The sequence below is a fragment of the Deltaproteobacteria bacterium genome (assembly GCA_016709225.1).
GTDB lineage: Bacteria > Myxococcota_A > Polyangia > Nannocystales > Nannocystaceae > Xiheibacterium > Xiheibacterium phototrophicum.
Genome location: JADJEE010000012.1, coordinates 262792 through 283527 on the forward strand (window position 1 = coordinate 262792; position 20736 = coordinate 283527).

A 20736-nucleotide genomic window follows, 5' to 3' on the forward strand; every position below is an offset into this window, starting at 1 on the left:
GCGCGCGCTCACGGCAGGACCACGTCCTGCCCCGCCGACAGCACGATGCGCGGGAACTCGGCGCGCACCGCGGCCATGACCTCGACCAGCTCGCCCACGGTGACGCCGTCCATGGGCCGCAGGATGATCGCCTGCTTGCCGGGGTGGCGCTTCTTGATCTCGTGCAGCGTCGCTCGCAGGCTGGCGAGGTTGTCCGTCCTCAGGCTTCGCACGGCGCTGGGGTCTTCGGCGCCCAACTCGTAGCGGCCGTGGGTGAACGCCAGCTGCAGACCCAACGCCGCAGAGCCCTGCCCGAGCTCGAGGCCTTGGGGTGGCAGCAGCGAGAACGGCTGCCCCCGCAGGCCGCGGCCGGAGCTGCCGAGCACCAAGGCGAGCGTCGGCGGACGCAGCGGTCGCGCCGACGCAGCGGCGTAGGCGGTGGCCAGTAGCGTGCTGGCCGGCACGCGCCCGTGCGCGGCGATGACCAGCGAGTTCGGCAGGCCGATCGAGCGCTCGCTACCCTCGATCGCGAGCGACAACCACTCGGCCTGGAACGCGTCGAACAGCGAGATCGGGCAGCGACGCGCGCAGGCCGGTGCGGCGACCGTGTCTTGGATGCGGCCGTCCTGCAGCCGCGCGATGTCGCGATCGAATACCTGCACGCGATCGAGCCCGAGCGTGATGAGCAGGCCCGGCTCGAGCGCGAAGCCCTCTGCGCCCGGCAGCACGCCCAGGCCCAGCGACGCGCCGACGTGACTCATCACGATGGTGGCGAAGCCCGGCAGGCGCTCGAAGCCACGTGGTCCGTCGTCGCGCATGCCCGCAGCGTCGGGTGCAGCGGGCGGCGCGACCAGCAGTGTGGTGCCGAGCAACGCGCGCCCGGCCAAGCCGTGGGCGACGGCGGCGATCCAGCTCGACATCAGAGCTCCTCCAGCGCAAAGGGCATCCACGGATCGACGGCGCCCTCGAGCACCGGGACCTGCGCGGAGCCGAGCCCCAGCGGCGCGCTGGTGAGGCGCACGTCGACGTCGCGGCGCGACGGCACGTCGCCACCGAACTCCGGCGCCAACGAGGTCGTCATGCCGACCACGACCATGCGGCCGTCGCGTTCATGGGTCGCGAGGTAGACCCGGAAGGGATCCCGCGCGCAGTCGAAGCGCACCACGGCGCCGCCATCGAGCGACGCGTGCGCCTCCTCGCGCAGGCCCTCGACCACGTCGGCGAGTCCGCCCTGCCACATCCCGAGCCGCTCGAGCCGCTTGCGCGCCGCACTGGACGCAGACTCGACCAGCGCCGCGGCCGGTTGCGACGCGACCGAGTCGCACTCCGCTCCGCGCAGCACCGCGGCATAGCGCTCGACCTCGCGAACGAAGCGTTCCTGCACGCGCAGACCGTTGCCGTGATCGTAGAGCTCGCGCGGCAGCGCCTCGAGGATGCCGCTGGGTGAGCCCGAGGCCAGCCACAACAGCAGATGCAGCGCGTCCCAGCCGCCATGGTTGTCGCCGGCGGCCACGCACGCACTGTTGCCAGCCTCGACGCAGTGCAGGAACGACTCCGCCGTGCGGCGCGAGGGTTCCTCGTCGGGCAGGGCGCTGGGAATGCTGCGCTCGCGGTTGCAGCCCGCGGCGGCGATGCACGCCAGCACGCCCGCCTGCGCCCGCCCGCGCCACCACGCGGCCCTGCGCGTCCGCTCCCGATCGCTACGGTTGGTTCGAGGCGACGACATCGTGGAACTCGCTCGCGATTGCATAGCAGGTCGTCGCGCGCGGCAGCAACAAACTGCGACGAGTGCGTGTCGCGGCGCGAGCCCGCGTCTTCGCCACCGGGGCTCGCCACCGACGACGAGCGCGCTTCGTCGAAAATTTGGGTTCTCACGCGAACGCTCGCCACTCTCGCGGCGTGGGCACCCTCCCCACCCCATCCACATCCGCATCGGCACCACACTGGCGCAGCCCCGACGGCAGCGCCACGCTGTTCGCCGGCGATTGCCTCGAACGACTCGCCGAGCTACCGGCCGAGTCTGTCGATGTCATCTTCGCCGACCCGCCGTACTTCCTCTCCAACGGCGGTAGCACCTGCAAGTCGGGTCGACGCGTCAGCGTCGACAAGGGCAGCTGGGACAAGAGCCTCGGTGTCGACGACAACCACGCCTTCAATCGCGCGTGGCTGGCCGCGTGCCAGCGGGTGCTGCAGCCCAACGGCACCCTGTGGGTCTCCGGCACCAGCCACGTGATCTACTCGGTCGGCTTCGCCATGCAGCAGCTCGGCTTCAAGCTGCTCAACGAAATCGTGTGGGAGAAGCCCAACCCGCCGCCCAACCTCTCGTGCCGCTACTTCACCCACAGCACCGAGACGGTGTTGTGGGCGGCACGCGATCGCAAGAGCAAGCACCACTTCGACTACCCCGCGATGCGACGCCAGAACGGCGGCAAGCAGATGAAGTCGGTGTGGCGGATGCTTGCGCCGGGCAAGTCCGAGAAGAGCCACGGCAACCACCCCACGCAGAAGCCGATCGAGCTGCTGTCGCGCATCGTCGCCGCCAGCTGTCCGCCTGGCGGCGTGGTGCTCGATCCGTTCAACGGCAGCGGCACCACCGGCGTCGCGGCGCTCCGCGGGCATGCCCGCTACATCGGCATCGAGCGTGAGGCCCAGTACCTCGAGCTCTCGCAGCGCCGGCTCGAGGCCGAGCTGCCGGCGCGCGGTGGCCGTGCGCGCCTGCACGTTGCTGCGGAGTAGCGGCGGGCGCAGGCCCGGTACGGGAGCAGCTGGGACCCCCTCGCGGGGTCCAGGCTGCGCTAGCCGTCGAGGATCTCGGCTTCCTTCTTCGCGACCGTGTCGTCGACGCTCTTGATCTCGGCGTCGGTGAGCTTCTGGATCTGTTCGAGGCCGCGCTTGAGGTCGTCCTCGGACATGGTGCCGTCCTTCTCGGCCGCCTTGAGGAAGTCGTTGGTCTCACGACGGACCTGACGGATCGCGATCTTCGCGTCCTCGCCGGCGTCCTTGACGGTCTTCACCAGCTGCTTGCGGCGCTCCTCGGTGAGCGGCGGAATCGGCACCCGCACCACCACGCCGTCGTTGTTGGGGTTCAAGCCCAGCTGCGAGTTGTTGATGGCCTTCTCGATCGCGGCGATGGTGCTGCGGTCGTAGGGCTTGACCACCAGCAGGCGCGCATCGGCGACGCTCACGGTCGCGACCTGCTTGAGCGGCATCAGGCTGCCGTAGCTGTCGACCTTGATCTCGTCGAGCAGCGCGGGATTGGCACGCCCCGCGCGTACGCGCGAGAGCTCGCGCCTGAGCCGCTCGATGGCCTTCTCCATGCCGTCCTTCGCGAGTTGCACTGCGTCGTCGTTCATCGTCGTTCCTTGCCTGTCTCTGGGTGAGCGCGCCCGTCAGCGCGGCCTAGGCGGGTGCCACGATGGTACCCAAGGATTCGCCGCACACGACCCGGCGGATGTTGCCGCGGCCGAGCATGTCGAACACCACGACCGGCAGGCCGTGATCGCGGCACAGCGCGATCGCTGCGCCGTCCATCACCGACAGCCCGCGCGCCAACACCTCGACATAGTCGAGGCGCTCGTAGCGACGTGCGTCGGGGAACTTGGCGGGATCGCGGTCGTAGATGCCGTCGACCTTGGTGGCCTTGAGCAGCACCTCGGCGTGGACCTCGAGGGCCCGCAGCGCGGCGGCGGTGTCGGTCGTGAAGTACGGGTTGCCGGTGCCGGCGGCGAACAGCACCACCTGCGAGTTCGCGAGGTGGTGCACGGCGCGGCGCTGGATGTACGTCTCGCAGATGCCCTGCATCGGGATCGCCGACAGCACGCGCGCCGGCACACCGATGCGCTCGAGCGCGTCCTGCATCGCGAGCGCATTGATCACCGTGGCGAGCATGCCCATGTGATCGGCGCCGGCGCGGTCCATGCCGCCCGCCGCCACGCTCACGCCGCGCAGGATGTTGCCGCCGCCGATCACGACACCGACCTCGGTGCCGAGCTCGGTCACGGCGTGGATCTCGGTCGCGATGGTGCGCAGGACCTCGGGATCGATGCCGTACCCGCCCCCCTGCAGCGCCTCACCCGAGAGCTTGAGGAGGATGCGCTTGTAACGGGGCTTGGACGACACGGCAGGCAGGAGCCTAACGCAACCCGAGCGAGCCGGGATAGGGCGGCCGCCAACGCGGGAGCACCGCGGGATTTGTGCGGTGCACGAACGACTCGCGGCCCGGCCCCTCGCGAGTCGAACGAGGACGCGTGGGGGAGCGGGCCGCGAATCGTGCGCGTCTTGGGAACGCTAGGTCTGACCGGCCATCGCGGCGACCTCGGCCGCGAAGTTGTCGGCCTTCTTCTCGAGGCCCTCACCCAGCTCGTAGCGCACGAAGCGACGCAGCTGGATGTTCTCGCCGATCTTCGAGACCAACTCCTTGAGCACCTGCTCGATGGTCTTCTTGTCGTCCTTGACGAACGCCTGCTCGAGCAGCACGCGCTCGGCGAAGAGCTTGTTGATCGAGCCCTCGACGATGCGGTCGATGATCTTCTCGGGCTTGCCGTCGGCGATGGCCTTCTCGCGGGCGATGGCCTTCTCCTTCTCGATCACGGCGGGATCGAACTCCTCGCGACGGACGCAGTCGGGGTTCATCGCCGCGATCTGCATGGCCACGTCGTAGGCGAAGGCCTTGAAGTCGTCGGTCTTGGCGACGAAGTCGGTCTCGCAGTTGACCTCGAGCAACACGCCGACGCGGTTGTTCGAGTGGATGTAGCTGATGACCACGCCCTCGGACGCGATGCGACCGGCCTTCTTGGCCGCGGCCGCGAGGCCCTTCTTGCGCAGGTACTCGACGGCCTTGTCCATGTCGCCGTCGGTCTCCTTGAGCGCAGCCTTGCAATCCATCAGACCGGCGCCGGTCGAATCGCGAAGCTGCTTGACGAGTGCTGCACTGATCTCTGCCATGGGGTCCTCGGTCTAGTTGTTCTCGGGCACGAAGGTGTCTTCGTCGACGTCGGGGCTCGCGGCGGCCTCGGGGGTCGGCAGGGGGCCGCGGCGCGACACCACCTCGACCTTGGGGCCGTCGCCGCCGGTCATCACGCGGATGGTCTCGGGGGCCTCGTCGTCGTGGGCCGACATGACCGCGCGGGCCTTGCCGATGCGACCGCCCTCGATGCACGCGTCTGCGATCTTGGTGCAGAACAGCTTGATCGAGCGGATCGCGTCGTCGTTGCCCGGGATCACGTGGGTGATGAGGTTCGGGTCGGCGTTGGTATCTGCGACGGCGACCACCGGGATCTTGAGGCGGTTGGCCTCGGAGACCGCGATGTGCTCCTTGGCGGGGTCGATCACGAAGATCGCGCCCGGGAGCTTCGGCATGTCCTTGATGCCGCCGAGGTTGCGCTCGAGCTTCTGCCGCAGACGGTCCATCTGCAGCACTTCCTTCTTGGTGAGCTTGCCGAAGGTGCCGTCCTCGGCCATGCGCTCGAGGCCGCGGAGCTTGTCGATCGACTGCTTCACGGTCTTCCAGTTGGTCAGCGTGCCGCCCAGCCAGCGCGACGCGACGTAGAAGTGGCCGGCGCGCTGCGCCTCGCTCACCATGACGTCCTGCGCCTGCTTCTTGGTGCCGACGAAGAGCACCGGGTTGCCGTCGGCGGCGACCGAGCGGATGAAGGCGTACGCGCGGCGGAAGAGCGCCGCGGTCTGCTGGAGATCGATGATGTGCACGCCAGCTCGGGCGCCGTAGATGTACGGGGCCATGCGCGGGTTCCAGCGGTCGGTGCGGTGACCGAAGTGCACGCCGGCCTCGAGCAGGTGCTTGATGGTGATGATGCGCTGGGCTTCTTCGAGCGCCTGCTGGGAGGGCTCGCGATCGGTGGTGGTTTCCATGGTTGCTTTCGTGGCGTTGGGCCGCTGCAGTCGTCGTCGGGTCGCCAGCCCACGCGGATCGCACGTGCGATTCGAGTGGACCTGTTGTTTCAACCGCTCGCGCGGTCACGCCGAGGCGCCCTCGGGCTGCATGGGTGATGGGAAGGCGCGTTTGCTAGCACGCGGCGGCGGGCTTGGGCAAGGCGCCCCCTTGCGCACCGGTCGTGGGGTCCGAGCGCGTACCCCTGGCCGCTGGCCCGCGGCGGGCCGGCGGGCCCCAGAACGGGCGCGCGGACCGGCGGCTGCGGATGCCGCCCCAGCCCACGCCCGCCCGTGGTCGCGCCGCGACCGCACCGTATAGCGATGGCGTGGGGACCCCGCGCGCACCGTTTCCCGGCCCGGTCGTACCGGGCTCCCGGCGCGTGCCGTGGGTCACGCTGGGCCTGTGCGTGCCCTCGGTCGTGATGCTGGTGCTCGTGCAGCTGGGCTGGGTGCCGCCCACGCTGGCCCCAACGCCGACGCTCGACCTCGGCGACGCGGTGCACGTGGTCGAGCTCGGGGCCCGCAGCACCGCGCTGGTCGGCGACGCGAGCGAGCGCTGGCGGCTGCTGACCTCGCACTTCGTCCACACCTCGTGGACGCACCTGGTGTTCAACCTCGCGTTCCTCTTCCCTGCCGGCGGCGCGCTCGAGCAGGTCACGCGACGTGTCGACTACCTGCACCTCGTGCTGGTCGCGATGGTCGGCTCGGCCGCGGCGAGCCTCGTGCTCACGCCGCAGGTGTCGGCGGGCGCCTCGGGCATCGTCTTCGGCCTGCTGGGCGCGGCGGTGGTCTTGGGCCTGCGACACCGCGGCCGCCTGGGCCCGCGCGTGCGCCATCACTTCGGGTTGTGGGTGCTGCCGTTCCTGCTCGTCACGCTCGCCGTCACCGTCGGCAACCCCACCGTCGATCACGCCAGCCATCTGGGTGGCCTGGTCTGCGGCATGGCGTTCGCCCCGTTCATGCGGCTGCGATTGCCCGCGCACATCGAGCGCTCGTCGCCGGCCAACGCGATCGCGGCGACACTGGCGATCGTGATGCTGGCGGCCGCGCCGGCGCTCGCCCGCGGCGGCGCGCCGGCGCGTGTGGAGCTCGGCTCGGGCTGGACCGCCGACGTGCCCGCGCAGTGGAACACCCGCTTCGGCCCGCTCGGCGAGCTCGAGTGGACCACGGCGGGCGGCATGGTCGTGCTCACCGCCGGCGAGGCACCCAGCGATCGCGGACCGCCGGTGGATTGGTACCGCGAACACCGCCTCGATCCTCTGAGTGCGGTCGGCCGCGGCCTCGACGTGCGCGAATTGCCAGTGCGGCAGCCGCTGCCCCTGCCGCCGGGGGCGATCCACGCCCGCTTCGCGTTCCGACGTGAGCAGACGCCCATGATCCGCGACGTCGTGTTCCTGCCGGGCGCCGACCACCGGCTGTTCGTCCTGAGCCTCGAGCTGCCGCAGCCCTGGGCGGACCGCTACGATGAAACCCGGACGTCGCTCATGGGGTCGCTGCGCGCACCGCGGCCGATGTTGCCTCGGGTAACTCGAATCTCCGTCGCTGCGATAGAGTAGCGCCGCCCGGGCCCTCCTCCATGCGCCACGTCTTCTCGCTCTCGCTCGCACTCGTGGTGGGCGTCGCCTCAGCCTCCGCTTGCTACTCCGATCGCCAAGCACCACCGTCGTTCCGCTACACCTGCGACGACGATGGTGACTGCCACACCGGGCAATCCTGCCGCGCCGGCCTCTGCGAGACGCCCTGCACGCCCGACACGTTCGACGAGGTCTGCACCGACGACAGCTATCTGGTGTGCCTCAACGGGGTGTGCTCCAGCGGCTGCGAGGTCGGCAAGACCACGTGCCCGGCCGCGCAGGAGTGCCTCGACCTCGGCGTGAACCTCAGCAGTGGGGGCAGCTTCATCAGCGGGGGCTCGACCGCCAAGGTCGGCGTCTGCGGTCGCCGCTGCGATCCCGCCAACGCCGCGTCGTGCCCCAACGGCGACGTCTGCGTGGAGGGCTTCTGCTTGACGCCGTGCACCGACGCCACCGAGTGCAGCGCCGGCTTCACGTGCCAGCTCGGTCTGTGCCTGCCCGACACCGGCACCGGCGACAGTGGCTCGAGCGACGGCAGTTCGAGCGGCGGCGAATCGAGTGACGGCGGCGCCTCGAGTGGCGCGACTGCGACTGCGACCGCCGGCGACGCGTCGACGGGAGGCGCGACATGAAGCGACTGTGCATCGCGCTCGTGCTGCCGGGCCTCGCCTGCCAGCGCCTCGCCGCTCCGCCGGTGCTGGATCCCGCGGCGGTCGAAGCCCACGCCGTCGCGCACCGCGTCGTGGAGCCCGATACCACGCCACCGCCACCGCCACCGGGCACCGCGCCAGCGGCCCCCGCGGCCCCGGGGACCGACGACGGCGTGATCATCTCGGACGACGCACCCGCGTCGAACGACGGCGTCACCGTGGTTCCGCCCGCGCCGCAGGTCGACGCCGGACCCGATCACCAGCGCACGCGCTCGGGCTTCTTCTGGGCCGGCGTCGTGATGGCCGCCGCCGGCGGCGGTCTCTTCCTCGGCACCGCCATCGGTGGCCGCATCACGCAGGGTCAGCTCAACAAGGCCTATGACGCCAACGATCTGACCTACGCCCGCGAGGGGCAGCTGCGCGACCGTGGCAAGATCTTCAACGGCCTCGCCGCCGCCGGCGGTGCGATCGCGCTGACCGGCATCATCACGCTCGCGATCGCCTACGGCATCGACTACGCGCACTGCGGGAAGCTGGCGAAGCGTCGCAAGGACTGCCCGCGCCGCGCGGCGCAGTAGCGGCGGCCGCCACGGGCGAGCACGCCATCATGGCGCCCCCCGACCCGAGCCCGGATCGTGCGACCTCGCTGCCGCCGCGGGTCGTGCTGGGTGGCGTGCTCGTGCTGGTCGCGGTGGTGTACCTGCCGACGCTATGGTTCGGCTTCGTCTACGACGATCACTGGACCCTGCTCGCCAACGGCTTCCTGCGCAGCCCCGGCGATCTGCCGCTGCTGCTCGGCCGCAGTGCCCACGCGGCCGCGGTGCCCGACGCGTTCCGGCCGGCGGCCGTCGCCTTCGACGTGCTGAGCTACCAGCTGCTGGGCGCGCACGCGTTCTGGCACCACCTGCTCTCGATCGCGCTGCACGTCGCCACCGCGGGCCTGCTGGGTGCGTGGCTGCGCGCGCGCGAGCTGCCGCTGACGACGGTCGCCATCGTGGTCGCGATCTTCGGCACGCTGGCGATCCACGCGGAGGTCGTCGCGGTGGTGTCGTACCGCGAGGACGCGCTGGCGGCCCTGCTCGCGCTGGCCGCGATGATCCAGGCGGATCGCGGCGCGCATGCACGGGGTCGCGCGCGCGCGTGGTCGCTGGTCGCCGCCGCCATGCTGGCGCTGCTGGCGTGCCACAGCAAGCTCAGTGCCGCTCCGCTGCCGGCGCTGTGGTGCGTCAGCGTGTGGTCGTGGCCGCGGCCATGGCCGTCGCGTCCGCGCGTGCTGGCGCCCGCACTCGCGTTGACCGTCGGCTGCGTGGCCGCGCTCGCGCATCAGCGCTACATCCTGGGCGAGCTCTCGCCCTACGCCGCGCAGCTGGGCATCCACGCCGCGGCGTGGTCGCGCAGCGAGGTGCTCGCATCGAGCGTGCAGATCCACCTCGGCTACCTGCAGCAGATGCTGCTGCCGTTGGGGCTCTCGCCGGAGTACGTCGATCGCCCGGGCTCCTGGACGGCGCCCGCGACCGTGCTGGGGGCCGCCGGGCTGACGCTCGCGCTCGGTCACGCCGCCGTCAGCTTCGTGCGCGGCCGCCATCGCACGTGGTCGTTGGTCGCGTTCGCCACCGTGCTGGCGTGGGTGCCGACCTCGAACCTGGTCGCGTTGCCGAACATGCGCGCCGATCGCTTCGCGTACCTGCCCAGCATCTTCGTGTGCCTGGGCTTGGGCACGCTCGCGTGGATGCTCGGGCGCGCGCTGGCCCGCAGGCTCGGCCACGATGCGATCGCCTACGCCCCCGCGGTCGCGCTGGTGGTGCTGCAGGGCGCCTTCGCCCAGGCGGCTGCGACCGCGTACAAGAGCGACGCACGACTGTGGGAGGTTGCGCTGCGCCGTGCACCGGACTCGGCCCGCGCCCACGCGTTGCTGGGCGAGCTGACCATCGCGACGATGCGTGCCACCGAGGGTGACGAGGACCCCGTGCTGCTGGCGCGCGCGCGTGCCCACTGTCGGCGCGCCCTGGCGCTGGCGCCCGAGGACGCGCTGCCCCACCTGTGCGCCGCCCGCCTCGCGGTGCAGCTCGAGCAATGGACCCTCGCGCAGCGTCACTTCGAGGCCGCACTGGCGCGCGCACGTGCCCGCGAGGATCGGATCCTGACCGCGCTCGCCAGCGTGACCCTCGACGTGGCGGAGCTCCCCTACGCCGAGCGCGTCGCGCGGGTCGATGCCCTGCTGGCCCGGGCCGAGCGCGAGTTTCCTTACGCCTCCGAGGTCGCCGCCGCCAGCGGACGGCTCATGCATCGGCTCGGGCGCGCCGATGCAGCCTTCCATCGCTATGCCCGTGCAAGGCGGCTGCGTCCCGAACGTTGGGACGTGGCGCTGTGGGGGCTGGAACTCGCCCTCGATCTCGGCGATGCTCCCGCGGCGCAGACCCTCTGGGCACGCGGCAAGGACCTCTGGTCCGACGCCGACCCCAAACTGGTCGACGCAACCCGCCGAAGGGTGTACGACGGCGGGCGCCTGTTCAGCGCCGGAACCCCCAAGTGGCCCGGCGAGCACGCCTTACCCTTGATCGACCTCCTGCCGGAAAGACCCCGCGATGATCCGTAAGTTCTGCGCCTTGCTCGTCTTCGTGGCCTTCGCGATCGCGGTCGGCGGCATGGCCTGCGTCAACACCGTGCAGCAGCTCGACAACGCCGACGAAACCGACGGCGCGACCTGAGCTCGCCTGCGCTAGCGTGACGCGCCGACACCGGCGTCGAGGCGGTCGAACAGATCGCGCGGCGCCAACGGAACCAGGGCCGGGCGCTGCTCCGGATCGAGGTGGCACTGCGCCGAGCATCCGCAGTGATCGAGGCGCAGGCCTGCTGCATCGGCCGCACGGCGCAGGGCGTGGCGCAAGGCGGCATCCGCCATCGGCGAGAGGTGCACACCGCCCGCCGGCAACGCCTCGGGCTGCTCCGGATCGATGCCGTAGGCCCGCGCCGCGGTGGCGACCACGGGCCACGGCGCCGCGTCGATCAGGCCGCGAAGGCGCGCCGGCGTCAGGCGACCCAGCACCGGGTGGGCGTCGCGGAGATCCGCCGCCACGATGTGCCGCACCAAGGCCGTGATCGCCCGCTCGTCGGAGATCGCGGGCATCAACGGGCCGAGCCAGACGCCGACCTCGAGATCGTTGGCGCGTAGGTGCTGGGCGTGCTGCAGCAGCGACGCCGCCGACGCCGAGCCCGGGCCGAGCAACGCCGCACCGATCGCCGCGTCGAGGTGGGCGATCTCCAACATCACCGTGACGCCGTGGCGCCGCAGCTCGGAGATCGCCTCTCGGGGCAGCGGCACGGTGGTTCGCAGGATCATGCGTCGACCGTGCCCAGCGACCCAGCGGACCGCGTCCGCGATCCAGGCCCCACCCTGGCGATCGGTCACCCGCAGGGTCACACTGGAAATGGGGCCGGCACCGGCCTCGGCCTCGCCGACGATCGAGGCCAGCGCCAGATCGACCGCACCCGCCCCGTCCTGTACCGCCGCACCCAACACCAGGCCTCGCCCCGCGCAGGTCGCGAGTTCGGAGAGTCGGTGGACGGAAGCAGTCATCGCAGGGCCTGTACATTTGTATAGCTCTGCCCCGGGCGCCGTGCAAGGCGCGGTCGGTCGGCGCCGCGCGAGCCCCCGCGCACTGCGGATCGCGTGCCCGATTCGGGGCGCCTGGCGGCTTTTCCGCGGGTCGGAGGGCCGTTTCGTGGTAGAGCGACGGCTGATCACGGCAGATGGCCGGCTCTCAGGATTTGCCCTCCGAAACCCCAGACACGCACGACGGCGCGACCCCGGCGCTCGCGGCCACAGAGCCCTCGCCCGGCACCGGCATCCTCATGGAGGCGATCGATCCCGACGCGCTCAAGGTGGTGCGACGGCTGCTGACCGCGGGCCACGAGGCCTACCTGGTCGGGGGATGCGTCCGCGACCTCTACCTCGCACGTCGGCCCAAGGACTTCGACATCGCCACGAGTGCGACGCCCGAAGCCATCCGCCGGCTGTTTCGCAACAGCCGCATCATCGGCCGCCGCTTCAAGCTCGCGCACGTGTTCTTCGGCTCGAAGATCATCGAGACGAGCACGTTCCGCACCGCGCCGCAGCCGAGCGAGGCCGACGACCCGCTCATCACGGCGGACAACGAGTGGGGCAGCGTCGAGGATGATGCGCGACGCCGCGACTTCACCATCAACGGCCTGTTCTTCGACGTGGAGACCGAGAAGATCGTCGACTTCGTCGACGGCCTGACCGATCTCGACGCGAAGCTCATGCGCACCATCGGTGACCCACGGCTGCGGTTCCAAGAGGACCCAGTCCGCATGATCCGCGCCGTGAAGTTTGCGGCGCGGCTGGGCTTCGACTTCGAGGCCGAGACCTACGCCGCGCTGCTCGAGGTCGCACCCGACATCGTCAAGTGCAGCAAGGCGCGCGTGCTCGAGGAGATCTACAAGCTGCTGCGCAGTGGCTCGGCCCGCCGCAGCTTCGAGCTCATGCTCGAGGTCGGGCTGTTCGAGCACGTGCTCGGCCCCTACCTGCGCCAGTTCGGCGAGCCCGCGGCGGCCAAGGCGATGCTGCTCGAGGCCGCCGCTGGCAGCACCGAGGGCGACGGGCTCGAGCCGGCGCGCCTGCTGTTCGCGCTGCTCGGCGCGCTCGACCGCTACGTCGGCCAGACCCACGAGCAGGTCGTCAACGGCGTGCTGCATGCGGTGTTGTTCGCACCGTTCATCGGCCGCGAGCTCGCCAGTGGCCAGCGACACAACCTCGACCGCAGCATCGACGCCCGCATGACGGCGGTCGGTGGGGTCGTGGGCCTGGCCCGTCGCGACCGCGAGATGGGCCGCCAGATCCTGCTCTCGCACCAGCGATTGCTCGAGCCCGGCCGACGCCGACGCGCGGGTGCGGCCGCGCGGCAGAACTTCCACGACGCGCTGGTCTTCCTGGGCCTGTGGGTCGATGCCGTCGGCAACGGCCGCGCGGGCCTCGACAGCTGGCAGTCGCTGACCAGCGGCACGCCGACCGCCGAGCCCGAGCCTCGCACGCAGCGACGACGGCGACGACGCTCCGGCGGCCGCCGCGGGGGCTCGCAGGCGCCCGAAGGTCCGCCCGGCAACGGCGGCGAGGCGCACGCGGGCGAGTCGTGAGCCGCAACCGCGCGCCGCGGGGCGCCAGCGCGCGCGTCGATCGGCTCGCGCTCGAGCGCGAGGCGCTGCTGACCGCGGGCACCCGCGATCACTACGAAGACACCGCGCTGTACGATTTCGAGTACAGCGATCGCACCGACGACATCCGACACTATCGCGAGCTCGCGGCCGGCATCGGCGCGCACACCCGCGTGCTCGAGCTGGGTGCCGGCACCGGGCGCATCTCGATCCCGCTCGCGCGGGACGGCCACAGCGTGGTCGCCCTCGATGCGATGCCGCCGATGCTCGAATCGCTCGAGCGCACGGCCGCTCGGGTCGGCCTCACCGACCGCATCCGCCCGCTGCACGCCGACATGCGCGAGGTCCCGCTCGGCGACGACGAGGTCGACCTGGTGATCGCGCCGTTCAACGCACTCATGCACCTCTACCGCTGGCAGGACCTGCTGGCGTGCTTCCGCGAGGCGCAGCGCGTGCTGCGAACCGGGGGCATGTTCGCGTTCGACGTGCAGATCCCCGATCTCGAGTGGCTCGAGTGGGACCCCGAGGTTCGCCACGCGGTCACGCGCTTCGTGCACCCGGTGACCCGCGAGCCGCTGATCTACTCGACCAACCACAACTACGACCCCGAAACCCAGATCTGTCACATCCGCATCTACTACGACGACGTCCCGCCAGCCGGGCGCCGCTTCGTCGCGCCGGCCCAGCCACGCAAGCTCGTGCACCTCGCCCATCGCCAGATCTTCCCGGAGGAGCTGCGCATGCTGGTGGCGACCGCCGGCCTCGAGCTCGAGTCGCTGACCGGCGACTTCGACGGCCGGGCGCTACGCGACGGCGAGGACTCGCAGGTCGCGATCTGCCGCAAGCGCTAGCGGCCCGCCGGTGCGGCCCGGCGCACGCCCGTCGCGGAGCACCAGCGCGGGCTGCTACGCTCGCACCGGCATGTCCGCGCCGACACGACCCGTGGCAGCGGCCGCCCCGTGGGCCGCGTCGTTGTTCAGCTACGGTGTCACCGGCACCAACGGCAAGACCTCGAGCTGTGCCTTCATCGCCGCGTGCCTGCGCGCGGCCGGCCGCGACGTGCTGCGGGTCGGCACCACCGGCGCGTTCCACAACGAACGCGAGCTGCCCAAGGGCAGCAGCTTCGCCGACTTCCTCGCGCTCATCGAGGGTGTGGCGGCGCAGGGCGTGCGCGACCTGGTGATCGAAGCCACCAGCTTCGCGCTGCACAACGGCTACGCCAAGAAGTGGCGCTTCGATCTCGGGGTCTTCACCAACCTCTCGCCCGATCACCTCAAGACCCACGGCACCTGGGAGAACTACCTCGCCGCCAAGGCGCAGCTGTTCCTGCATCTGGGACCGGGGCGCGCCATGGTCCTCAACGCCGCCGATCGCCACGCGTTGTTCATCGATCGCGCGACCCCGAGCGACGTGCGTCGGCTGTGGTTCCGCGCGCCGTCCCGAGGCGAGGCACTGGTGGCGGCCGATCTCGAGGCGACCACGGTGACGGTCGATCGCCACGGGACGCAGCTGCGCCTGGCCCCCTCGCCGCTCGCCGAGGCGCTCGGCGGTGCGCTGCGCGTGCGCATGATCGGTGAGATCTTCGCCGAGAACGCGCTCGCGGCCGCCGCGGCGTGTCTCGCCAACGACGTGCCCGCCGAGGCGGTGGTTCGCGGCCTCGCCGAGTGTCCGGTCGAGCCCGGGCGCTTCGAGCTGCTGGCCCATGCGCCGATGGTGGTCGTCGACTACGCGCACAGCCCCGACGCGCTCGCGCGCACCTGCGCGACCGCACGCACGCTGGCGCAGGCCGGCACGCCGGCGGGCCGCGTGGTGCTCGTGTTCGGTGCCGGCGGCGACGCCACGCCCGAGAAGCGCGCACCGATGGGCGCGATCGCGGCGCGCGTCGCCGACCACGTGGTGGTCACCAACGACAACCCGCGGCGCGAAGACCCCCAACACATCGCCGCGATGATCGTGCATGGCGCCCGCAGCATCTCCGGTGGCGCGACGCTCGAGGTCGTGCTCGATCGCCGCGAGGCCATCGAGCGCGCCATCGCCGGCGCGGCCCGTCACGATGTGGTCGTGATCGCCGGCATGGGCCACGAGCAGGGCCAACGCATCGGCGACACCGTGCTGCCCTTCTCGGACCGCGACGAGGTGCTGCGCATCACCGGCGGCGCGTGATCGCGAAGCAGTCGAGCTCGGTCGAGTCGGGGTCGTAGTGGTGATGTGCGTTGGTCGACAGCGCGCTGCCGAGATAGGTGAGCAGCGCCCGCGTCGAGAGCTCGCGCAGCGCGACGCCGCGGAAGCCGGTGGTGTCGAACATCTGCAGCGCGCGGCGGCCCGGGGTCCGCAGCAGGATCATCATGTGATGGTGGTAGCGGGTACCGAGCTCGACGCCGGACGCGTGCGACGCGGTGCACACGTGCACCACCCCGGGTCGCAGCAGCGGCGCGAGGTCGTCGACGTCGCGGGGCTCGAGGTGCACGAACTCGGGCGGTGCGATCGCAGCGTCGTTGCGCTCGACCGCGGCGGCGACCGCCGCGATCGCGTGCAGGCCGAAGTTCTCGGCCGCACAGGTGGCGGGCGCCGCGGCGCCGAGGCTCGCGAGCGCCGCGGCATCGCAGTGTGCCAGGTCGTCCATCTCGAGCGACGGCACCAGGATTGCCCGCACGCCCTCGAGGAAGCCGCCCGCGCAGCCGAGCTGGTACTCGCCGGGATCTTGGGCGAGCGGCCGACCGTCCCGCCGCACGACGAAGCCGCGCGGCCCATCGGCGGCGGTGCGGACGAAGCCGGTGTTGTCCCAGTCCTCGACCGCGGCCCAGCGGTGGGGCGCCAGCGCGTCGGCGAGCTCGCGCAGCACCACGTCGGCGCGGGCGTGCCCTCGCACCGCCGCGGTCAGGCTCGGCGGCAGCTCCGGGTAGTGGTCCCACGAGCTCGGCAGCTCGACCGCGTCGTCCTGCTGCGGGGCCGGCGGCCGCTCCGTCGCGGCCACACGCTGCGGCGGCTGCGATGCCGCGTCGCGCGGCGCCACCACGCCGGTGCTGCCGGTGTCGAGCGTCGCGGACGCGGGGTCCTCGACGTCGCACGCGATCGGCGACAGTGCCCCGATCGACAGCAGCGCCACCCGCAGAGTGCGGCCCCTCCCCGTGCGCACCATCGTCATCCGCACATGGCTTCGTCGCTGCCGTCTTCGCAGTCGGGCATGCCGTCGCAGACCTGCGCCATCGGCACGCCGCCTTCGTCGCACGCGAAGCAATCGACCTCGTCGGAGCCGTCCTCGCAGTCGGGATAGGCATCGCACTGGTACGAGGTCGGGATCTGCGTGCCGTCACCGCAGGTGAACATCGGCGACATGCACTGGTCGTTGTTCTCGTCGCTCGCGTCGGGGCAGTCGAAGTACTCGTCACAGACGTAGAAGCTCGGGATCTGCGTGCCGTCGGCGCAGGTATAGCCACAGCCCTCGCCGAGCTCGTCGCTGTAGTCCTCGCAATCGGGCATGCCGTCGCAGATCTGCTCGGCCATGAGCGGCGTGCCATCGGTACACATCGCCGCGCCGCCGGTGCCGTCACCGCTGCTGTCGGCCGCGGTGGTGGACGCGTCGGTGCCGGTGGTACCGGTGCCGTCGCTCGCCGTCGTGGTCGCGCCACCACTGCCGGTGGTGCCGCCCGTGCCTTGGCTGGCAGCCCCGTCGTCGGCGGCGTTGTCGTCACTCGCCACCAGCACGCAGCCGCCGCTCAACAGCGTCGCAGCAGCGAGGAATTTTCCGAAGTCGATGTTCATGATCGGGGCTCTGCCTTGGGGTTGGATCGAGCGCGCGCGGCCGAACGCGAACCGTGGCCGCCTCGTTGCTCCGGTGCCGCGCCCACGCGATCGGTTCCCCGACCAACTGGAAGCAAGGTCGGGGCGCCGCCGGTGGGTGCACTGACACCGACGCCGAATCCAGCGCCGATCTTCCGAGGATGTCGTGGCGCCGCCGCGCGACCGCGTCGGCGGCTGGGAACTTGTGGCTGCGCGCACCGTCTCCTAGGGGGACCCGTGCCGCCGACGACCCACGCTCCCGCGACGCTGCGCAGTGCTAGGCGCCAGGGGGTGCGTTCCCCCGTCGCCACCGCCCGGGCGCTGCTCCAGCACGGCGCGCTCGCGCTCGCGCTCTCGTCCTCCGGCTCGGCCCACGCCGACCAGCTCGACGCCCAGGTCGACGACAGCGAGCGCGGCTACTACCCGGTGCAAGAGCTCTCGTACGAAGTCATCGTCGAGGCGGGGGCCGAGCACGGCGAGGCCGCGACGGTGCGGATCCGCGTCGCGCTGCACAACGCCAGCCCGATCGCCCGCGACGCGGTGCACATGCTCGCGCTGCCCCGCGGTGCCGAGCTGGTCGGGCTCTCGATCGCCAAGGACGGGGTCTGGCACCCAGGCCGCACCACCACGACCACCGACGATCCCGACGGACGCGATCCGGGCACCGTCTGGGCCCGCAGCACCGAGCCGGCCCGTGCCGGCGGCCTGCCGGGCGCCGAGATCGTCGCCTACGGGATCGCGCCGGAGAGCACGCTGCAGGTCGAGGTCGCGCTCAAGCTGTTCCCGGTGCTGCGCGCAGGCCGTTGGGAGTTCGAGCTGCCCTCGCGCGGGCGCGAGCAGCCGCAGCTCACCACCGAGCGACGCGTGCTGGTGCGCGGGCTCCCAGCGGGGCGAACGTTCACCGTCGACGACACCGTCGGCAGCGACGCCCGTGCGGTCCTCACCGACGGCTTCAACCCCGCCACGGTCGCCTGGCAGGCCCGCGGCAGCGAGCGCGGGGCGCTGGTCGGTCGCTACGACGTCACACCGGGACCGCCGGGCTTCGACGACGGCCGCTTCCGCGTCATCCTCCGCGCCGGGTCGATGCCCGCGGCCACACCGGACCACGTGGTGTTCGTCATCGACCGCTCGCGCAGCACCGCGGCGCGGATGCACCGCGACGCCGCGCAGATGATCGAGCGCATGCTCGACGCGCTGCCGCAGGGTGCCAGCTTCGACGCCGTCGGATTCGCCCGCACCGCGGTTCCGCTGCTCGCCGGCACGGCAACCGCGTTCGACCACGGCGATCGCAGCGCACGCGACGAGCTCGCGCGGGTGCTCGACGCCAACCTGCGCGAGCAGGGCACCGACCTCGCGGCGGCGCTCGAGCTGGCCGCGCGGCGGATCGGCAGCGGCCACCACAAGCGACCGCTGGTGTTGGTCATCACCGACGGCATGTTGCCCGCCAGCCTCGACGCGGGCGCCCTGCGAGAGCGCTTCGACACCGCGGCGGGCAAGCATCGCCCTGAGCTGATGTTCGTGGTCGACGATCCCCTGCTCGCCCGCAGCGGCCTGCCATCGACCCACCCGGTCGCAGCGATGGCGGCCGGCTTGGGCGCTCGCATCAGCCTCGAGTCGCTGGCGCAGGTATCCGACGACGCCGTGCTGCAGCTGCTCGCGGCGCCGCGCGTGCTCGGCGATCTCGCGCTCGACCTCCCGCCGCGCATGAAGCTCGACGAGACGCTGCCGGTCGGGCTGGTCGCCGGCAACGCGCTGGTTGCCCGCGGGCGCTACACCGGCACGCCGGTCAAGCACGTGACCGTGCGCGGGCGCGTGGGCAGCAAGCGCATCAGCCAGCGCCTGCGCGCGGAGATCGGGCCGCCGCAGGCCGAGGCCTTCGTGGCCACGCTCGCCGGCGACGTCTCGCTCGCGGTCGCCGAGGGCTTCACACGACCGACGTGGCTGCGTCCCGGACAGCAACGCACCGCCCGCGAGGGTGTCGCCCGCAGCGGGCTCGGACGCGAGGAGTCGGGCTACCTCACCAGCAAGATCTTCCGCAACTACCTCACGACCCGCGTCGTGCCGCGGGCACGCGCCTGCTACAACCGCTCGCTCGTGCGCAACCCGGACCAGGCCGGCCGCGTGGTGCTCGAGATGGAAGTCGGCAAGGGCGAGGTGATGTCGGCCCGCGCGCGCACCGAGGGCCTCGCGCACGACGACGAGACCCTGCGTGGCTGCCTCACCGAGGCCGCGTGGGCGCTCGACGTGCCCGCCGCCAAGATGGACGACCAGATCTACGTCGTGCGCTATCCCCTGCGCCTCATCGCCCCGGTGCGCCAGGGCGAGACCGGCAGGGTCGATCGCGGCGACGATGCCATGCTCGAGGTGTTGCTCGCACAGCCCGCCGGTCGCGTGAAGACCCGCTGACCTCTCAGCCCGCGGGGATGCGGATCCGCGGCGCGCCCAGCAGCAGCACCAACAACACGATCACGGCGCCCACCGCCATCGGCGCGCCGGGGGCGATGCGCTCGAACAGCACACCTGCGAGCGCGGGGCCGACGATCCGCGCGAGCGCGGCCCCCGATTGCACGATGCCCTGGTTGAGCCCCTGGTTGTCCGCCGAGGACACACGGCTGACGATCGCGCTGGTCGCCGGGCTCACCAGGCCGTTGCCCAGCGCCAGCGCGCACGAGCCCACGATCATGCTCCACGGTGCGTGCGCGGCCGCGAGGATCGCCAAGCCGGTGCCCTGCACGAGCATGCCGCTGACCAACGCACCGCGCTCGCCCCAGCGACGCACGGCGCGGGCCAGCAACACCCCTTGCGAGAACGCGATGCAGACCCCGACCAGCGTGAAGAGGTAGCCGGTCTGCCGCGCGCCCCACGACAGCCGTGCCTCGGTCAGCAGCGCGAAGGTGGACTCCATCGCCGAGAAGGCGAGGAAGAAGCCGAACGTCACCACCACCAAGGCCGCCAACGGCGTGCCACGCACGGCCACGAGGTTGCGCAGCGCCGTCAGTGGCGAGAGCGCTCGCGGTGCGGCGGCGCCACCCTTCGTCGCGCGGCGGCTCTCGGGGAGGAACCGCCACGCCATCACGAGATTGGCAAACGCCAGCCCGGCCGCGCAGAAGAACGGCAACTCGGGAATGGCCTCGGTCGACAGCAAGCCGCCGACCGCGGGCCCGAACACGAAGCCGAGGCCGATCGCCGAGCCCATCATGCCCATGTAGCGGGCCCGATCGCCCGGCGCGACGCGGTCGGCGATGTACGCGTTGGCGGTCGAGACGTTCGCGTTGCAGATCCCGCTCACCACGCGCGCCGCGAACACCATCCACAGCGCGCTGGCGAAGCCGAGCACGAGCATCGACACGCACGATCCCGCGATCGAGATCATCATCACCGGTCGGCGTCCGATCTGGTCGCTGATCCGCCCGAGCACCGGCGACATCACGAACTGCGCCAGCGAGAAGCTGGTCGACAGCAGCGTCACCACGGCCGCCGAGGCGCCGTGGGCCTTGGCGTAGTACGGCAGCACCGGGATGATGATCCCGAACGCGAACAGGTCGAGGAACAGCGCCAGCCAGATGGTCGCGAACGTGCCGGCGGTGACGGCCGGCGGGGTCTCGCCCGCGGTCGGCCCGGGCGAGGCCGCACTCGGCTCGGGCGAGCGCGGCGCGGTGGGCTCGTCACCGTGCATCAGCCACTGCGATGGT

The 20736-nt window shown here is 71.7% G+C and carries 19 protein-coding genes; 9 read left to right on the forward strand and 10 right to left on the reverse strand.

Annotated elements, in window-relative coordinates; genetic code table 11:
• Window positions 1–8: 8 nt before the first annotated feature.
• Together IPH07_26030 and IPH07_26035 are read right to left on the reverse strand one after the other, a co-directional pair.
• A complete protein-coding gene (locus IPH07_26030) occupies window positions 9–899 on the reverse strand; it encodes a hypothetical protein (GenBank protein ID MBK6920881.1) in 891 nt (296 codons plus the stop codon).
• Window positions 899–1705 (reverse strand): hypothetical protein, encoded by an 807-nt coding sequence (locus IPH07_26035; protein ID MBK6920882.1) that lies wholly within the window; start codon window positions 1703–1705, stop codon window positions 899–901. The genes IPH07_26030 and IPH07_26035 overlap by 1 nt, the downstream gene beginning before the upstream one ends.
• A gap of 173 nt (window positions 1706–1878) precedes the next feature.
• Here IPH07_26035 and IPH07_26040 point away from each other — a divergent pair, with 173 nt between their 5' ends.
• Window positions 1879–2715, forward strand: a complete 837-nt coding sequence (locus IPH07_26040; GenBank protein ID MBK6920883.1) for a site-specific DNA-methyltransferase — start codon at window positions 1879–1881, stop codon at window positions 2713–2715.
• A gap of 59 nt (window positions 2716–2774) precedes the next feature.
• Here IPH07_26040 and frr read toward each other — a convergent pair whose 3' ends face one another.
• The 4 genes from frr to rpsB all read right to left on the reverse strand — a co-directional run bounded on the left by frr (window position 2775) and on the right by rpsB (window position 5847).
• Complete coding sequence (frr, locus tag IPH07_26045) at window positions 2775–3332, reverse strand: ribosome recycling factor (protein MBK6920884.1); 558 nt, start codon at window positions 3330–3332, stop codon at window positions 2775–2777.
• 46 nt (window positions 3333–3378) lie between these two features.
• On the reverse strand, window positions 3379–4098 hold the full coding sequence (locus IPH07_26050) for a UMP kinase (GenBank protein ID MBK6920885.1): 720 nt from the start codon (window positions 4096–4098) through the stop codon (window positions 3379–3381).
• A gap of 168 nt (window positions 4099–4266) precedes the next feature.
• A complete protein-coding gene (gene tsf / locus IPH07_26055) occupies window positions 4267–4923 on the reverse strand; it encodes a translation elongation factor Ts (GenBank protein ID MBK6920886.1) in 657 nt (218 codons plus the stop codon).
• Between the two features lie 12 nt (window positions 4924–4935).
• Entirely contained in the window at window positions 4936–5847 is a 912-nt protein-coding gene (gene rpsB, locus IPH07_26060; protein ID MBK6920887.1) for a 30S ribosomal protein S2, read from the reverse strand.
• 401 nt (window positions 5848–6248) lie between these two features.
• Here rpsB and IPH07_26065 point away from each other — a divergent pair, with 401 nt between their 5' ends.
• From IPH07_26065 to IPH07_26080, 4 genes are read left to right on the forward strand one after another with little or no spacing between them, the layout of a single operon-like run.
• Window positions 6249–7424, forward strand: coding sequence for a rhomboid family intramembrane serine protease (locus tag IPH07_26065; protein MBK6920888.1), 1176 nt, complete (start codon window positions 6249–6251; stop codon window positions 7422–7424).
• A 20-nt stretch (window positions 7425–7444) separates the two neighbouring features.
• Window positions 7445–8074, forward strand: a complete 630-nt coding sequence (locus tag IPH07_26070) for a hypothetical protein (GenBank protein ID MBK6920889.1) — start codon at window positions 7445–7447, stop codon at window positions 8072–8074.
• Window positions 8071–8670: a hypothetical protein gene (locus tag IPH07_26075; GenBank protein MBK6920890.1), complete on the forward strand. Its 600-nt coding sequence runs from the start codon at window positions 8071–8073 to the stop codon at window positions 8668–8670. The genes IPH07_26070 and IPH07_26075 overlap by 4 nt, the downstream gene beginning before the upstream one ends.
• A 29-nt stretch (window positions 8671–8699) precedes the next feature.
• Window positions 8700–10688 (forward strand): hypothetical protein, encoded by a 1989-nt coding sequence (locus IPH07_26080; protein ID MBK6920891.1) that lies wholly within the window; start codon window positions 8700–8702, stop codon window positions 10686–10688.
• Between the two features lie 123 nt (window positions 10689–10811).
• Here IPH07_26080 and IPH07_26085 read toward each other — a convergent pair whose 3' ends face one another.
• Entirely contained in the window at window positions 10812–11669 is an 858-nt protein-coding gene (locus tag IPH07_26085; GenBank protein ID MBK6920892.1) for a hypothetical protein, read from the reverse strand.
• Window positions 11670–11842: 173 nt separating this feature from the next.
• Between IPH07_26085 and pcnB the strand changes: the two genes are divergently transcribed.
• The 3 genes from pcnB (at window position 11843) to murE (ending at window position 15427) form a co-directional block, all read left to right on the forward strand.
• Entirely contained in the window at window positions 11843–13246 is a 1404-nt protein-coding gene (gene pcnB, locus IPH07_26090) for a polynucleotide adenylyltransferase PcnB (protein MBK6920893.1), read from the forward strand.
• Complete coding sequence (locus IPH07_26095; protein MBK6920894.1) at window positions 13243–14115, forward strand: class I SAM-dependent methyltransferase; 873 nt, start codon at window positions 13243–13245, stop codon at window positions 14113–14115. Before pcnB ends, IPH07_26095 begins: the two co-directional genes overlap by 4 nt.
• Before the next feature lie 70 nt (window positions 14116–14185).
• Window positions 14186–15427 (forward strand): UDP-N-acetylmuramyl-tripeptide synthetase, encoded by a 1242-nt coding sequence (murE, locus tag IPH07_26100; GenBank protein ID MBK6920895.1) that lies wholly within the window; start codon window positions 14186–14188, stop codon window positions 15425–15427.
• Here murE and IPH07_26105 read toward each other — a convergent pair.
• Together IPH07_26105 and IPH07_26110 are read right to left on the reverse strand one after the other, a co-directional pair.
• Entirely contained in the window at window positions 15411–16403 is a 993-nt protein-coding gene (locus IPH07_26105; protein MBK6920896.1) for a hypothetical protein, read from the reverse strand. The genes murE and IPH07_26105 overlap by 17 nt on opposite strands.
• A 2-nt stretch (window positions 16404–16405) precedes the next feature.
• Window positions 16406–17026: an LDL receptor domain-containing protein gene (locus IPH07_26110; GenBank protein ID MBK6920897.1), complete on the reverse strand. Its 621-nt coding sequence runs from the start codon at window positions 17024–17026 to the stop codon at window positions 16406–16408.
• A gap of 309 nt (window positions 17027–17335) precedes the next feature.
• On the opposite strand from IPH07_26110, the gene IPH07_26115 reads away from it, so the two are divergent.
• A complete protein-coding gene (locus IPH07_26115; protein MBK6920898.1) occupies window positions 17336–19450 on the forward strand; it encodes a VWA domain-containing protein in 2115 nt (704 codons plus the stop codon).
• A gap of 4 nt (window positions 19451–19454) precedes the next feature.
• On the opposite strand, the gene IPH07_26120 is transcribed toward IPH07_26115, so the two are convergent.
• On the reverse strand, window positions 19455–20720 hold the full coding sequence (locus IPH07_26120) for an MFS transporter (protein MBK6920899.1): 1266 nt from the start codon (window positions 20718–20720) through the stop codon (window positions 19455–19457).
• Window positions 20721–20736 lie beyond the last annotated feature (16 nt).